This is a genomic window from Thermaerobacillus caldiproteolyticus, assembly GCF_013761245.1.
GTDB classification, from domain to species: Bacteria; Bacillota; Bacilli; order Bacillales; family Anoxybacillaceae; genus Thermaerobacillus; species Thermaerobacillus caldiproteolyticus.
This window is the reverse complement of sequence record NZ_JACDUT010000003.1, coordinates 305,059-320,583: the sequence shown is the minus strand read 5'-3', so window position 1 is coordinate 320,583 and position 15,525 is coordinate 305,059. Positions and strand designations below refer to the sequence as shown.

Genomic DNA, 15,525 nt, shown 5'->3' with positions numbered 1-15,525 from the left:
TCAATCGCCCCTATTTTTGTTCAATATTCTTAATCAACCGTACAATTTCTCCGATTACGGCATAAAGTTGGGAAGGGACACGGTTTTCCGGATCAGCTAAGTGCTCAACAAGGGATGTATGAGGTTGGATAGGAATGTTTTGCTGTTGTCCTTTTTGAATGATTTCTGCCGCTGTATTTGTGTTCCGCTGAGACGTTTCTGACAACCGATTGGCTCCTTCTTCATAACTTGCTAATGCGGACAGATAATGTTGATAGCTGCTTTTCATATTGTCACATCGTACCCTTTCCCGCTATGGATATCTTTTTGTTGCACGATTTCCATCTCTTTCTTTGGCTCCTGCTGTTCGGTCATTTTCGCAAATACGATTCCTTTTACATGATAACCGATTGCCTCTAAGTTTTCTTTTGTCACCTCGGTTAATGGATTTAATGCGTCTGACAATTGTGGATGGTCTCCTTTAATCGTAACCGTTAAATTTCGCTCTACCGCTTGAAGTAATATGCCAATTTTTCCGTATGTTTTTGTTTCGAGCAAAAAGTACAAACTACAGTTTTGCCAATCCAGCTTCCCATTGTCATTACGGGAATTTAAATACACGTTTACCGTTTCGATTTGATCTTGCATGAGTAACGGCAATTGGTAAAACATTGTCTGTGTATGGCTTGTTGGTTCAAATTTACTTAACAGCTGCTGTCCTGTTATATTGTTGACCGCCTGTTCAGCTTGTCGGGCGATGTTTTCAGGGCCTTCTTGCATGAACCGCATGAATAACGATTTTATATTGTCTGTTTCAAAAGATAACTTTTTTGAAAATATTCCCTGTGCAACATCCTTTTCATGGTGGAAACCCATTTGGCGCAATTGTTCAAACGTATTTCTCGCTGAAACTTCTTCGCCGTTAGAAAACGGGAGAGAACGCGATATTTGTGAAGCAAGTTGCACTTTAGGCATTTCCCCCTGTTGATTTACATTCCATTCCGAAATAAAATGTTTGACTTTTATGTCCGATGGTTGAAAGCGCAACGTTTCGATGAAAGCTTTGACGTTCTTGACAATGTTGAGCGCATCACTTTGCTTTCCATTCTCTAGCAGCTGCTTTGCCTCCGCCAACTGTGAACTTGCTTGAAGCAATTGTTTTTCTGTCGCCATATCTGTAAACAGCATAAATTCCCCTTGTAAAATCGCGCGATCTAATGTGTGAATCGCCGCTTCAATAAAAGACTTTCCTTGCTGGCGCGCCTGCGGACTATTCGTTACTAAAAATGTAATATTATCTAATTTTCTCTGTAATTCCGTCTGCAATTTTTTAAACTCCACCGTTACTTGAGACAGCTTGTCTGTCACCGTTCGAACGATGATATCTTTCGTTTGCATCGGAAGGCTGTTATACCAATCCTCGTTCTCGTATAGCCATGCAGCTGGCTGCGTAGCCGAATCTTCCGTATTCATCTCCTGAGAAAAAGAAGCAGACTCGTCATGTACGCGTTGCTCATTTTCTTGGCGTCGATCGTTCGTCTTCTCTCTTTCGCTATCAAACACCTCATTCATTACTTCAATCAATTGTGTTAACGTCTCTCCGAGCGGTTCACCATGCAGCGCTTCATGAATGGATTGTAAGTGTATATCAGTAATGGGAAGCTTTTTATTCACAAGAGCTTGTATCGTTTCTAGTTTTTCGTTAAACGTTCCTTTTGCTTTTTCTAAAAAGTATTTTAATACGGCTTTCTCTTGGCTAGTAAGACGAATCCCTTGTGCCGACAATATTTGTTCAATTTTTGCTAATTCTGTTTCACCAGTTCCGGCCATTACCTCAGGCTTTTGCGGCACAACTTGTACTTCGAGAAGATGTTGATTGGTTCCTGTAATTTGTATCACAACTTTCTCTTGATCCGGTATGTCTCCTCGAAAGCTGACATGCAGATCTTGCCCTTTTATCGTTACAATCGCTTCATGATCATTTAATTTTTCTTTCACTATAGCAAAAAACGTATCTCCTTCTTTCCATGAACTAGAAGGATGCATAGATAGATTGGCTGCCCAATCGTTCCTAACCTCCACCACTATCACTCTCCGTTCCATATTTCCTTACTTTTAATATCGGCATGCCGATCTCAGATGTTTACGACGAAATATGACCAGCTACGCGCGGGCGAGGGTGAAGGAGGAGACGTCTGTTGCTCCGGCTTGACGCAACCGTTTGGCGGCATGTCTGACGGTCGCGCCCGTTGTGTAAATATCATCAATGATGACAAGCGGCTTTTCTAAAGGGAGAGACATGCGCAAACGAAAGACGTTTTCCATTTGCAACCGTTCATGGCGTGATTTTTTTGATTGTTTTTCTAAGTGATCACGTTCTAAAATATCAAGAATAGGGAGAGACAACAACTCGGCCAGGGCTTTTGCTTGATTAAAACCTCGTTCATATAGGCGTTCGCGGCTTAACGGAATCGGGACAAGGACGGACTCCGAGGAGAAATGATGAGAAAACACGCGGCACACATCGTGGCGAAACGCTTCGATGATCGCGTAATCGCCGCGGAATTTCCAACGGGAGATAACCTCTTTCATAACATCGTCATACACATAGACAGAACGGTTTTTGGCCAGCACTCCCTTCCACTCATTATCATTTTGCCAACGTAAACAATCGTTACATACGTCACCATCGCGATAGGAATGATCTAAATGATCTAGCGGTCTGCCACAGTCGCTGCATATGTCACTATCAATAAGCGAAAACGACCTTCGGCATGTTGCACAAAGACAATCCCCCTTCTTTAACGTAAGCAAATCGCTCCAGCTAACACGCGGTTGGTAGCAATGATGACAGAGGAGACAATATGGTCTCATCCCCGCTTCAACATCCCCCTTTCCTCAGCTTCTTTGTTCATGCGTATAATTTGCCGCTTTGCTTTCAACATCTCCTTTGTTTTTCCGTAGTGAAAAAAACGAATATCTCCGCTTGGATATTGTGCGCTGCGCCCAACCCGCCCGGCAATTTGGACGAGCGCCCCTTCCGTAAAAATATCGTCTTCGGCTCCAAGCACAGCGACATCAATATTGGGAACCGTTACCCCTCTCTCTAAAATCGTCGTTGTCACAAGAATTGGAATGTTTCCTTTCCGAAACGCGTGGACTTTTTCTTTCCGCTCTCGGTCTTCTGCATGAACGCCTTCAATCCGATTATCAAGCTGTTTTAAAATGACAACCACACGCTCTAACAGCTCAACATGGGGAACGAATAAAAACGCTTGCTTTCCTTCTTGGAGTCTTCGTTCGATCCACGCGGACACATTGCGGGGAAACAGCCCACGTTTTACTGCTTTTCGCCAATTGCCGCACCATTCAAACGAAGGAACAGGAAGAGGAAATCCGTGGTAACGTGCGGGAATCGTGACAGCTTGTCGCTTTCCGAGCTTAATTTCTTGCTGCCACGCTTTATGAGGAGTTGCTGTGACATAGATGAGAGCAGATGTTTCTTTTCTCGCTTTCTCTACGGCATACTGCAACATCGGCTCAACAGAATACGGAAAGGCATCGACTTCATCAATGACCGTCACATCAAACGTTCGGTAAAATCGCAACAATTGGTGCGTCGTCGCAACGACAAGCGGAGATAACGTACCGCGCTCGTCGCTTCCGCCATATAACGCGATGACAGGAACAGCTGGAAAAGCTTGTTTTAGACGAGGGGCGAGCTCTAACACAACATCGGTGCGAGGCGTTGCGATACATACACGCTTTCCAAGTTCGAGCGCCCGACTGATACCGGGAAATAACACCTCCGTCTTTCCAGCACCGCATACTGCCCAAATGAGCAGTTCCAGGTTTTTCTCTACAGCAGCAACAACCGCTTCGGCTGCTTGCTGTTGTCCTAGAGAAAGCTCTCCATTCCACGCTAGCGGCTTCTCATACATAGCGGGCTCAGAGTAAAAATGAGAGACGAGAAGCGGAGTGCATTCGCTCACACGTCCCATCATGATACATCGACGGCAGTACGTACAGATCGTTTCACAGCGCGCACAGAAAAATGAAGCAAATAAATGCGTGTTTTCATTGCCGCATCTCCTGCAACGCCAGCCTTGTTCCGTTTGAACGATCCCTTTTTCATACGATATATATCCATGTTCATAATGCGTGTGAATCACATCGAGAGGAAACGGAAGTTCATCAAGAAGCAGGTGCCTTCCTTCAAGGAAGGAAAGAAGCTTTGTTGAGACAGAAAATTGAGGATTTAGGGGAAGGGGGACAATGTGATCAATGCGGCTAATCGGCTTAGCCTCTCCACTATATTCTTTCGCCAACGATTCAGGAATGAGCTTTCCTTCTACGTCGATAAAACGCATCAAATTCCTCCTTTGTATCGTATGCGCCGCGATCATTTCCTGCGGCGCATACTATTTTTCAGAAAGGTACGATGCAACACAAGGCTGCTTACAGCTTATACCATGTCAGTCCTAACGCACCTTCTCCTAAATGAGTGCCAATAACAGGCCCGAAATAGCTAATCATCATATCCACGTGAGGATACATGCTACTAAGCTCTTGTTTCCACTGTTCCGCTTCCTCTGGCCGGTTCGCATGAATGATCGCTGCTTTGAGCGGAACACCTGTCTTTGCGTCTTCGGCAAATAATTCTTCAATACGCTTAATAGCTTTTTTGCGCGTACGAATTTTTTCAAACGGAACGATAACCTTATTTTCAAAATGAAGAAGCGGTTTGACTTGAAGAAGGCTGCCGATGAACGCTTGCGCCCCGCTTAACCGGCCACCGCGCTGCAAGTGCGTTAAATCATCAACCATAAAATAGGCGCGTAGCGATGTTTTCATTTCGTCAAGGCGGGCAAGAATTTCTTCTGGTCTCTTTCCTTCCTTTGCCATCTTTGCTGCTTCGATGGCGTAAAATCCCTGCGCCATACAACTAATTTCTGAGTCATACGGATACACTTGAATGCCGCTGACCATGCTCCCAGCGGTTACCGCACCTTGATATGTACCGCTAATTCCACTAGAAAGATGAATACTAATAACAGCATCATACTCTTGCGCAAGCGATTCAAATAGTTCTACAAACGCCCCTATCGATGGTTGGGATGTTGTCGGTAGATGTTTATGTTGTTTCACTTCTTCAAAAAATTGCTCCGCACTTATATCGATTTCTTCCCGATATGTTTCATTGCCGAACGTTACGCTTAACGGAATCATATAGATGCTTAATGCTTCCCGAACATCTTTCGGGAGATATGCTGTACTATCTGTGACAACCGCTATTTTCATCATTAGATACCTTCCTCGTCCATAGTCTTTACGACTTATTTTAGCGAAAAATGAAACCAATTGCATTATAAAAGGTTGTCGAATCATTCGACAACCTTCATCATTTTTAACGCACTTCTACCCATCCATTTTTAATTGCAACGACAACCGCCTGCGTACGGTCACTCACATTTAACTTTTGTAATATATTACTTACATGATTTTTTACCGTTTTTTCACTAATAAACAGTGCCTCTCCAATGCCGCGGTTACTTTTTCCATCCGCCAGCAATTGCAACACTTCACACTCACGCCGCGTTAATAAATGGAGAGGCAAGCGAACTTCGCGTTTCGTTTCCTCTCTTTTGCTTCTTCCCGCTGCTAAACGGCGGTATTCTTTAATCAAATTATGAGTCACCTTCGGATGTAAGTATGAACCGCCTTCTGCAACCACTTTGATCGCCTCAATTAACGTATCTGCATCCATTTCTTTAAGCAAATACCCTGACGCTCCTGTCTGTAAAGCGCGCATAACATAATTTTCATCATCATGAATCGAAAGGACAACGACTTTTGTCTCAGGATACGATTCAATTATCTGTTTAGTAGCCTCTACCCCATTCATATGAGGCATATTAATATCCATGATGACAATATCAGGACGATGCTTTTCTACCAGCTCCAGCACTTCATTTCCATCTGTTCCTTCTGCAACAACTTCAAATCCTTCCTCAAACTGTAAAATTCGTTTCACTCCTTCACGAAATAGCTGGTGGTCATCAATAATAATGATACGTGTTTTCACTCCATAGCTCCTCCCTTTCTTTTTTCTCGTTGCCCTACACCTTGAACGGTATATGAATAAACACTGTCGTACCAATGCCAATTTGCGATTGAATTTTCATCTTTCCTTCCAACAATTCGACGCGCTCTTTCATTCCGATGAGTCCAAAGGCATTTTCCTTCTTTACAGTTATATCAAATCCTTTACCGTTATCTTTAATCATTAAAAAGAGCTGGTTATCTCTCATTTCGATTTTCACTTGAATTTCGGTTGCATCTGCATGCTTTAATGCGTTTTGTACCGATTCTTGAACAAGGCGAAACACAGCCACCTCAAATCGGTCAGGCAATCGCATTTCTTGTCCTATATGTATAAACGAAATTTTTGTCTCCTTATTATATTCTTCGACTGTCTGCAAGTATTTTCGAAGGGTAGGAATTAAACCTAAATCGTCAAGAGCCATTGGTCTTAAATCGTAAATAATTCGGCGTACTTCGTAAAGAGCCGAACGAACCATTTTTTTGAAATCACGGATTTCTTGAATGGCTTGTTCGGTACCACGTTCCCGCAAAATGCGTTCGATTAAATCTGATCGCATCATCACATGGGCAAGCATTTGAGCAGGACCGTCGTGAATTTCACGAGACAATCGCTTCCGCTCCTCTTCCTGCGCTTCAATAATTTTTAAGCCAAACTCTTGCTTTTGCTTTGCTCCCTCAATGAACTCTCCAACTTGACGAAAATCGCTATTCAAATAGTTCAGTACAACGGTAATTTGACCAACTAAATGTTCCGCCCGCTCGATTGTTTCTTTGAGTCCAGCCAAGCGACGTTCTAATTCATCGCGACGGATCCGCAACTGTCTCTCCTGCTCACGGATCATCGCCAATTTCATATGCAATTCATGTGCTTTTTCATATGTTTCACGAATTTCTTTCTCTGAATAACGCGTGAAATTGCGATTTACATCGGACAATATCTGGCGAGCAAGCCGAGCATGTATCTCTAATTTATCCGCTTCATGAATAATTTGATTAACTAATGTTTTCGTTTCCGTTAATTCATTCATCAATCGCTCATGTTCTTGACGCGATTGCTCGCCAATTTGAAAAATTTCGTCTTTGCTATGCTGAACAGTGTCAATCATTTTTTCGACAATTTTATCTAATTGTTTGGCATCCAGCTTTTTATGAGAAGACATACAAATCCTCCATACTGATTTGACCGTTCGTACAAACAGATAAATTTTTCTGATTTTTCCTTTCCTAATTTTACGTATCAATTTTTATTTGAAGGAAAAAAGTTGTCGATTTATAATAGAAAAAGCTGCGATTGTTTCTTTCGCCTACCCATTCCTGAACGGTGTACTTACTTTACACTTATTAGTATAACATGTTTTTAGGAGCTGACAGTAAAAAATTTGTTAATTTCCTATTTTGGGTCAAAGAGATGTTTCGTTGCAATCACAGCATTTCCATGTTATAGCGAGGTGTTTTTATTTTGCTACAAAAATATTATACCGTGAAGGGATATGGAGAAAATGAAATGGTTATCGAAAAATCTCGCTTTATTTGTTATGTCAATCGCGCCACAACAGAAGAAGAAGCAATACAATTTATTCAGCATATAAAAAAAAAGCATTGGGATGCTACGCATAACTGTTCCGCTTATATCATCGGCGAACACGACCAAATTCAAAAAGCGAATGACGATGGAGAACCAAGTGGCACAGCTGGTGTTCCGATGCTCGAAGTATTGAAGAAAAAAGGCTTAAAAGATACCGTCGTTGTCGTCACTCGCTATTTCGGCGGTATTAAACTCGGAGCAGGTGGTCTTGTCCGTGCCTACGGCAAATCTGTATCAGAAGGATTGAAGGCAGCAGGCATCGTGGAACGCCGTCTCATGCGCATCATGCATGTCCAAATCGACTACACTTGGCTTGGCAAAGTCGAAAACGAACTGCGCTCATCCATTTACACGATCAAAACAATCCACTATCTCGAAAATGTCGAAATCGAAGTTTTTGTCGAAGAAACAGACAAATCGACATTCATCGACTGGATGACTGAACTAACAAATGGAAGGGCAGAGATGAGCGAAGGAGAGACGGTGTATTTAGAGATAGACATCACCTAATTTCCCAATAACTTAAAATAGAGGAGAGCTAATTATGGTAAATGAAAGAAAATATCGTAAAAAGCAGAAAAAGAAAAAAAAGAGAAGACGCATATTATTTTGGATTTTTGTTCCACTTTTATTATTGTTGCTCGGCTCTTTCGGTTATGCCTCGTTTTTAATGCATAAAGCCGAGTCAGTAATTAATAAATCGTATGAGGAATTTAGAGATACCAAAGCGAAACGACCAGACCCAAAAATGGACAATTTCTCGATTTTGTTCATCGGGATAGATGACAGTCATTCGCGAAATTTTAAAGGCGATACCCGATCAGATGCGCTACTTCTTGCTACATTTAATGCAAAAAACAAATCAGTAAAAATGGTAAGCATCCCGCGCGATTCCTATGTATATATTCCATGCGAAGGAAAGTATGATAAAATTACGCACGCCCATGCTTACGGAGGCGTAAAAGGTACTGTTGAAGCCGTTGAACATCTGTTCAACATAAAAGTTGATTACTACGTCAAAATGAATTTCTATGCATTTATGGATATCGTCGATGCATTAGGCGGTATTGAAGTAGAAGTTCCTTATGATCTTAAGGAAAAAGATTCTGAAGACCATCATAATGCTATCGTTTTGAAAAAAGGTCTTCAAACGTTGAATGGTGAAGAAGCTCTTGCACTCGCAAGAACGCGAAAAAAAGACAATGATATCGAACGCGGTAAACGTCAACAAGAAATTTTAAAAGCCATCCTTAAAAAGGCAAGTAATGTTGGTTCCATTACAAAATACGATGATGTATTAGAAGCAATTGGAAATAATATGAAAACAAACTTAACCTTTGATGAAATAAAATCGCTGATCCGTTATGTTACAGCTGGTACAAAGCTAAACATTAAATCACTTCAACTCAAGGGAACGGATCAAAATGATGGAGTATATTACTACATGTTAGATGAACAGTCTGTGCAGGAAGTATCTCAAGAGTTACAACATCATTTGCAATCGTCCTCCGATTCGAGCGATAGCGGTACAAATACAGATGAAGAAAGTAGTGCTAATATCAATAATGAAGAAGAATAACTCTCTTTATATACCTGTATGAACTTCAAAGATAAAGGAGAAAATACAAAAGGTCATCTTGGCGCAACCCAAGATGACCTTTTCCCTTTAGTTTTGTTTTCCATTGGCGTAACGAATAACACGAACAATTTTTAAAATCGGACGATAGTTCGTATCAACCAATCCGATTTTCTCAGCAATTAATTCCAGAGCAAGAATCACCATAGCCAAGATAATCATGGATACCCATACAGCAGCTTGAGATAAGATAATTGCTACTAATCCAAATAGAGCACTCATTCCATATATAATGAGCACGGTTTGCCGATGGCTATATCCCAATCGGAGCAAACAATGGTGTAAATGCGACTTGTCAGGAGCCGACAAAGGCTGCTTTTTCACGATGCGCCGAATGATGGCAAAGAATGTGTCAGAAATCGGCACACCTAAAATCAATACAGGAACAACAAACGAAATGAACGTAACGTTTTTAAACCCTAAAAGTGCCAGCACAGAAATCATATATCCCAAAAATAAAGCACCTGTATCGCCCATAAAAATTTTAGCAGGATGGAAATTATATAATAAAAATCCTAATGTGCTGCCTAAAATAATAAATCCCATTGAAGAAACAAACCAATCACCCATAATTAAAGCCATTCCGGAAATAGTAATAAGTGCAATGGCAGACACTCCTGCTGCTAAACCATCTAACCCATCAATTAAATTAATTGCATTCGTAATCCCCACAATCCAAATAATGGAGATAGGGATACTTAATATCCCGAAGTGCAGTTGGCCTCCGAACGGCAAATTAATAAAGGTAACCTGAACTCCTGCAATGACAACAACAATAAAAGCGGCAATCAGCTGACCTAAAAATTTTATTTTTGCTGGCAGCTCATAAATATCGTCTAATATCCCCACTACAACAATGATAGCACTGCCGAGCAAAATATACAGTGAATCTTCGTTCCAAGGCCGTAAAATCAAATAACCAATGATAAAACTGGCGTATATCGCTAATCCACCTAAACGTGGCATAATTTTCTGATGTACTTTTCGTTGATTAGGCTTATCTGTTGCCCCTACAGCAAAAGCTAATTTTTTTACAAAAGGAGTAAAAAGAACCGATAAAGCAAAACATATGAACAAAGTAGCACATAAATATAGCATGGGAACCCCTCCCTTAAGTTCTAGGATAACCACTCGTCAGATATCTAAATCACAGCTGTTATTTCCAATTTTAAAAATTCTTTTCCGTCATTTTTAGGGAAACATTGTTAAAGCCCACAGCGTCGATTATAACATATTAACTCTATCACATAAATAGCGAATTTTTCTCAAAACCTATCAATCTCATATATAATGATTCGAATTAAGGCTGCCCATTATGTACATTTTTGATTTTTTCATACCAAACAAGGTTGCCTATTGGGAAAAAGGCAACCTTTTATAATGAAATAAACGAAACAATATAAGAAGAGAAAATGAAGATATAAGAAACAATAAAAAGCCAACCGCTAAATTAACAATATCATAACCGAAATGAAAATATACACGTATCAAAGAGACAACCGCTGTTACGCTGGCAATGTATCCAATTAGCCTTAGCCATACTCCTTTTTTCTCCATTCTTAAGTGCAAACAGCATAAACCAATCCCCACTAAGGCAACAAACTGAAACAATGCACTAATAGTTGTCCCCCAAGCAATCGCAGCAGCTCCATATTTCTGAATAAATAGCTTAATAATACAAATATTCACCCCAAAAACAGCCACAATGCCTGTCACAACTGGAGTTAGAGATTTTTCCATCGCATAAAAAAACCGTGTAACAAAAAGATTCGCCGCATGCGCAAACATCCCGATGACAAATATTTTTAGCATCATCGCTGTCATTTTAGTAGATTGAGAAGTGAATGAGCCGTATTCAAATATAACTTTCACGATTTCTTCAGCATAGAAATAAACAAAAATAGAAACAGGTACAATAAGAACGATTAAAGACTGCAAGCCTTTAAAAAAGATTTGCGAAATCCCATCATAATCCTTTTCTGCTGTTTTTTTCGCTAACAAAGGATAAATTACCGTTGTCACACCGGTCATTAAAATAGTCTGCGGCAATTGAACAAATTTGGAAGCATAGTTTAACGCCGCAACGTATCCATTTTCAAGCTGAGAAGCAAAAATACGCTGAACAAAAAAATAAAATTGTAACGTAGCTCCACCTAATAAAACGGGTAAAGCAATTTTTAACATTCGAAGAGCATATTCCTTTTCGAGCACACCAAGTTGAAAACGAAAGCGAACATGTCCTGCCTTTCGCAAATAAACGATCAAAACAACTATCATGATTATTGAACTAATGATAGCGCCCCAACCATAAGCGTAAACTCCACACAAAGGGTATAAAATAATCGCAATAAGAACAAAAAAACCGTTATTGGCTAGTGTTGCAAGGGCAGCGCTATAAAACTGGTTCTGTACATTTAGAATGCCAGAAAACCATGTGGAAAAAATCAACAAAATAATAGAGGGGGCCATAAGGGAAAATAACTGTGATGTTGTGGCTAACTGTGAACCCTTTAGTCCATAAAAAAATAAACCCACTACTTGTTTAGAAAAAATCATTAATAACATTGTTAATAACGAGGTGAAAATTAACAAATATGTAAACACAGTATTGTGGAATCTCTGTTTATGAATCTCATCGTTTATCTTGCTATAGACACTAATATAGGCAGTGGTAACAGCCCCGCCTAATACTAAATATAAAAAGTTTGGAATCGTATAAGCCAAAATCACACTGTCAGCTAATGAAGAAGTTCCAAACTGATAACCAACTACCGCTTCCCGAATAAATCCTAACAATCGAGACAATATATTAATAATGGTTACAACGCCAATTACTTGAAAAAGACGCTTCTTGTTCATGGCCCCACCTGCTATATCACTAGTTTCATGCCAACGCTGGTGACATCCTATCGTTCTGTTACACATGTTCATTAATAAACGTACGAAGAATGGAGATGATTTTATTTTTGCCACTTACAAACGGCACCGGCTCAAAATGATCAATTTTTTTTAATATATTCCCAAAATCTTCTCCATCATACCAAGCTAAAATATGCCCTGTTTTTTCAAATTGCTGCACAATTTCTAATTGATGGTCATCATTATGTTCACCGTATTTAGTAAGACGAGGAGCAGCAATCATTTTCTTTCCCATTTTTACCCCAGTTGTAATGGAACCCGTTCCTCCATGCGTAATAATGAACGCCGCTTCACGGTATAACCTTTCCATCTCTTCATAGCTTGTAAATGTAATCATTTTCATATACGGTGATTGGTAACGAGTATGTCCTTGTTGAACAATCACTTCGTCTTGAATATTACCATTGATAATCTGTCTTTCCACTTCTTTCAACAATCTCGTAAAAGGTAGCTCATGAGTTCCTAAAACAACTAAAATCAATAGATCGAACCTCCATAAACAGCTTTTGGATAATGCTTTTTCATCGATTCCCATTGAACAATAAATAAATCAGCAATCGGATAGACTAATTTTCCAGAAATTGTTGGGGTTGTCGTCTTTGCAAAACTTTCAATAAAAACGACTTTTTTTCGGAATAATTTCGCAATATAACACATCGGCACAGCTGTATGGGCACCTGTTGTCACAATGACATCTGGTCTTTCACGCAGAAAGTAATAAAAGGACATGATGACATTATAAGAAAACTTAAAAATATATCGAAAGGGATAATTTCGTGCTCCATACATAAGAAATGACATTTTGTATTGCTTGCTTAACTCTTTTGTAATAATTGATCTTTCTGTCACAATATGATAGTCATATTCTAAAAAGAGCGGCTTTAGCTGTAATAATTGGGTCAAATGCCCTCCTAGAGAGGCAATAAATAGCACTTTTTTTTTGTTTTTCTTTCTTTTACTACGCATAGTTCATCCCCTCCGGAGGTGAATAGAGCTGCACCACTTTCTCAATCAAGTATTGCTGATCGTTTTCTTGTGCCCGAATCTCACCTTTTTGTATTAATTGTTTTCCAACCTCAGCATCATTTATAACTCTCTTGATTCCCTCATACAACGATTGTACATTATGAGGCTCAATTAATATTCCTGCGCCGTCTCTCAATAAATACGATAATCCCCCAACATCACTACCTACAACAGGCGTGTGGCAAGACATCGCTTCTAAAGCAACAAGGCCAAATCCTTCAAGATGGGACGGTAAAACAAATACTTCAGCAGCGGACATCCACACAGCCACTTCTGATTGGTTCATCGCATCATATATAAAAACATCTTGTACATTGTTCTCTTCTATTTTCTGTAATAGCTCATGATAAAAAGAAGCATCTTTCTTTGCCCCAATTATATAGAGACACACATTTGGATTTTCTTTTTTCAGTTTAGAAAACGCCTCGATAAGCTCTATTAATCCTTTTTGTCTAATGACATTCCCGACATATAAAATAGGAATCATTTGCTCATTGATTCCGCACTGTTTTCTTGCTAATGCTTTTTCAATTGGTCGGAAAATATTTCGGTTCACTCCCATATTAATGACTGAAATATTTTCCTTTGGAACATCAAAATCTTCATGAATTTGTTCATAAAGCTTTTGACCCACCGCAATGACATGATCCGCCTCGTGCAGAATTGTTTTTGTCCATTGACGAATGCGTCTGCTCTTGTTGGCCATGCGGTCAATATCTCCTCCATGCGCTGTCACGATGAGTCTCACATTCCAAAGCTTTTTATATAAAAGCCCTAACATTCCTGTCGGGAAAACATAATGGGCGTGTACGACATCATACTTTCGACCTTTCACTAGTAAATGAACAAGCGTCTTTAATAGCCAATGTAAATATTTCATAATTACATTCAGCTTGTCCATACTTGGATTCGTTACAGCAATGACATCAACCTCTAGCCCCCGTTCCCGAAGAGCTTCTACTTGGTTTTTTACAAAAATGCCAAACGATTTTGCTTTTTCCGTCGGATACATGTTACTTAATACTAACACTTTTTTAGCGGACATTTCTCTCACCTATTATGCTTAACAGTTCAATTCCCTTTTTAGCTTCTTGATTCATGCGCTCTGCCACATGTTCCATATCTTTTTGAACTTCTGGCCAATGCGCCAGCATTTCCTCAACGATGTGTACAACTGCGTGTTCATTTCTCGCAAGCTGTTCAATGTCGATGTAGCGATGAAGTTGATCAATGGTTGATAAAAAATGACTCACTTTCGGATGATAGCCAATGCCAATCACCGGAGTCTTGGCAACAATCCCTAATATTAATGAGTGCAACCTTGTCCCAATAACAAGATCATGAGATGCACAAAGGGAAATGATTTCATCGGGATATAAATTCTTGTCAATGATGGTTACGCAATCCTTATGCACCATCAAAGAGGCAATGTCTTTTGTAACCTGTACATCTTGAGGATATTTCGTAGAAAAAAAGGTAATGCTGACTCCTTTTTCCTGAATGAGCTGATCTAAATTTTTTGCCATTCCTGAAATGTACTGCGAATATTTTTGTTCATTCGATGTAGGCCAATATTTAGCGCTGTAATAAGGCACAGCGGTTACCGCTACTTTTCGAATTGAATCGGAATGCGTTTTTCCGCTCGGAACCGTTAAAAATAATGCTGGATCTCCGATAACGTCGATGTCCTTTTTTATACCGAGCGACTGAAGCAATTGTTTAGAGCTTTCATCCCTTACCGAAATATGATGAGCCTTTTTTAATAATTGCTTAATAAAAAAGGCTCCTGTTCTTGTCTGGATCGGTCCTGCTCCTACTCCATAAATGATTACTTTACACCCGGCGTAATGCCCTAAAAGACCAAGGGTAGCATACAAAGGGGCATCCCGCTTATATAAATCCATAAGCAGCCCACCGCCACCGATAAGCAATACATCTAGTTTTCTGAGCATAAAATAACTCTCTTTTAATGTCTTAATAATAGAAAAAAGGAGACGTTTTTTTCTATAAAAAAGAGGAACAGCCTGAACCCCATATCTTTGCCCTGTATTTTCAGGATTATTGCTAAAAATCACAATATCTTCCTTAGGTATAGAAAGATCCTCTATTAACTGTTTTAAAATCCCTGTTAAAATTGCTTCATCTCCGTTGTTATTATGACCATAATTCCCAATAATGCCTATCTTCATAAAGAAACACCTTTTTATAAATGGTTGTCGAAAAATGTTGCTTTCCTCAACTTTTACATTATACTATTGTTTCTCTCAAGGTAAAA

Annotated in this window: 15 protein-coding genes; 2 read left to right on the top strand and 13 right to left on the bottom strand. The window is 39.7% G+C overall.

Annotated features, from left to right (window positions below; genetic code table 11):
- Window positions 1–10 precede the first annotated feature (10 nt).
- The 7 genes from HNR31_RS06815 to HNR31_RS06785 form a co-directional block, all read right to left on the bottom strand.
- Window positions 11–268 carry a flagellar biosynthesis protein FlhB gene (locus HNR31_RS06815; protein ID WP_181555500.1) on the bottom strand — a complete coding sequence of 86 codons (258 nt, stop codon included), beginning with the start codon at window positions 266–268 and terminating at the stop codon, window positions 11–13.
- Window positions 265–2,064 carry a hypothetical protein gene (locus HNR31_RS06810; protein ID WP_309505632.1) on the bottom strand — a complete coding sequence of 600 codons (1,800 nt, stop codon included), beginning with the start codon at window positions 2,062–2,064 and terminating at the stop codon, window positions 265–267. The genes HNR31_RS06815 and HNR31_RS06810 overlap by 4 nt, the downstream gene beginning before the upstream one ends.
- 78 nt (window positions 2,065–2,142) lie before the next feature.
- On the bottom strand, window positions 2,143–2,853 hold the full coding sequence (locus HNR31_RS06805) for a ComF family protein (RefSeq protein ID WP_181555498.1): 711 nt from the start codon (window positions 2,851–2,853) through the stop codon (window positions 2,143–2,145).
- Window positions 2,850–4,349 carry a DEAD/DEAH box helicase gene (locus HNR31_RS06800; RefSeq protein ID WP_181555497.1) on the bottom strand — a complete coding sequence of 500 codons (1,500 nt, stop codon included), beginning with the start codon at window positions 4,347–4,349 and terminating at the stop codon, window positions 2,850–2,852. The genes HNR31_RS06805 and HNR31_RS06800 overlap by 4 nt, the downstream gene beginning before the upstream one ends.
- Window positions 4,350–4,437: 88 nt before the next feature.
- Window positions 4,438–5,280, bottom strand: coding sequence for a DegV family protein (locus HNR31_RS06795; protein WP_181555548.1), 843 nt, complete (start codon window positions 5,278–5,280; stop codon window positions 4,438–4,440).
- 106 nt (window positions 5,281–5,386) lie between these two features.
- Window positions 5,387–6,064 carry a response regulator gene (locus HNR31_RS06790; RefSeq protein ID WP_181555496.1) on the bottom strand — a complete coding sequence of 226 codons (678 nt, stop codon included), beginning with the start codon at window positions 6,062–6,064 and terminating at the stop codon, window positions 5,387–5,389.
- Window positions 6,065–6,098: 34 nt separating this feature from the next.
- Window positions 6,099–7,244: a sensor histidine kinase gene (locus HNR31_RS06785; protein WP_181555495.1), complete on the bottom strand. Its 1,146-nt coding sequence runs from the start codon at window positions 7,242–7,244 to the stop codon at window positions 6,099–6,101.
- Between the two features lie 299 nt (window positions 7,245–7,543).
- Between HNR31_RS06785 and HNR31_RS06780 the strand changes: the two genes are divergently transcribed.
- The gene (locus HNR31_RS06780) at window positions 7,544–8,179 is read left to right on the top strand and encodes a YigZ family protein (protein WP_181555494.1); all 636 of its coding nucleotides are present in this window, start codon (window positions 7,544–7,546) and stop codon (window positions 8,177–8,179) included.
- 34 nt (window positions 8,180–8,213) lie between these two features.
- Window positions 8,214–9,248, top strand: coding sequence for an LCP family protein (locus HNR31_RS06775; protein WP_181555493.1), 1,035 nt, complete (start codon window positions 8,214–8,216; stop codon window positions 9,246–9,248).
- A gap of 87 nt (window positions 9,249–9,335) precedes the next feature.
- Here the strand turns inward: HNR31_RS06775 and HNR31_RS06770 are convergent, their stop codons facing one another.
- The 6 genes from HNR31_RS06770 to HNR31_RS06745 form a co-directional block, all read right to left on the bottom strand.
- Window positions 9,336–10,403: a glycosyltransferase family 4 protein gene (locus HNR31_RS06770; protein WP_181555492.1), complete on the bottom strand. Its 1,068-nt coding sequence runs from the start codon at window positions 10,401–10,403 to the stop codon at window positions 9,336–9,338.
- 255 nt (window positions 10,404–10,658) lie between these two features.
- Window positions 10,659–12,164, bottom strand: a complete 1,506-nt coding sequence (murJ, locus tag HNR31_RS06765) for a murein biosynthesis integral membrane protein MurJ (protein WP_181555491.1) — start codon at window positions 12,162–12,164, stop codon at window positions 10,659–10,661.
- Window positions 12,165–12,222: 58 nt separating this feature from the next.
- Complete coding sequence (pssE, locus tag HNR31_RS06760) at window positions 12,223–12,705, bottom strand: PssE/Cps14G family polysaccharide biosynthesis glycosyltransferase (protein ID WP_181555490.1); 483 nt, start codon at window positions 12,703–12,705, stop codon at window positions 12,223–12,225.
- The gene (pssD, locus tag HNR31_RS06755) at window positions 12,702–13,190 is read right to left on the bottom strand and encodes a PssD/Cps14F family polysaccharide biosynthesis glycosyltransferase (RefSeq protein WP_181555489.1); all 489 of its coding nucleotides are present in this window, start codon (window positions 13,188–13,190) and stop codon (window positions 12,702–12,704) included. The genes pssE and pssD overlap by 4 nt, the downstream gene beginning before the upstream one ends.
- A complete protein-coding gene (locus HNR31_RS06750; protein WP_258561025.1) occupies window positions 13,183–14,295 on the bottom strand; it encodes a glycosyltransferase in 1,113 nt (370 codons plus the stop codon). The genes pssD and HNR31_RS06750 overlap by 8 nt, the downstream gene beginning before the upstream one ends.
- On the bottom strand, window positions 14,285–15,439 hold the full coding sequence (locus tag HNR31_RS06745) for a polysaccharide pyruvyl transferase family protein (RefSeq protein WP_181555488.1): 1,155 nt from the start codon (window positions 15,437–15,439) through the stop codon (window positions 14,285–14,287). Before HNR31_RS06745 ends, HNR31_RS06750 begins: the two co-directional genes overlap by 11 nt.
- Window positions 15,440–15,525 lie beyond the last annotated feature (86 nt).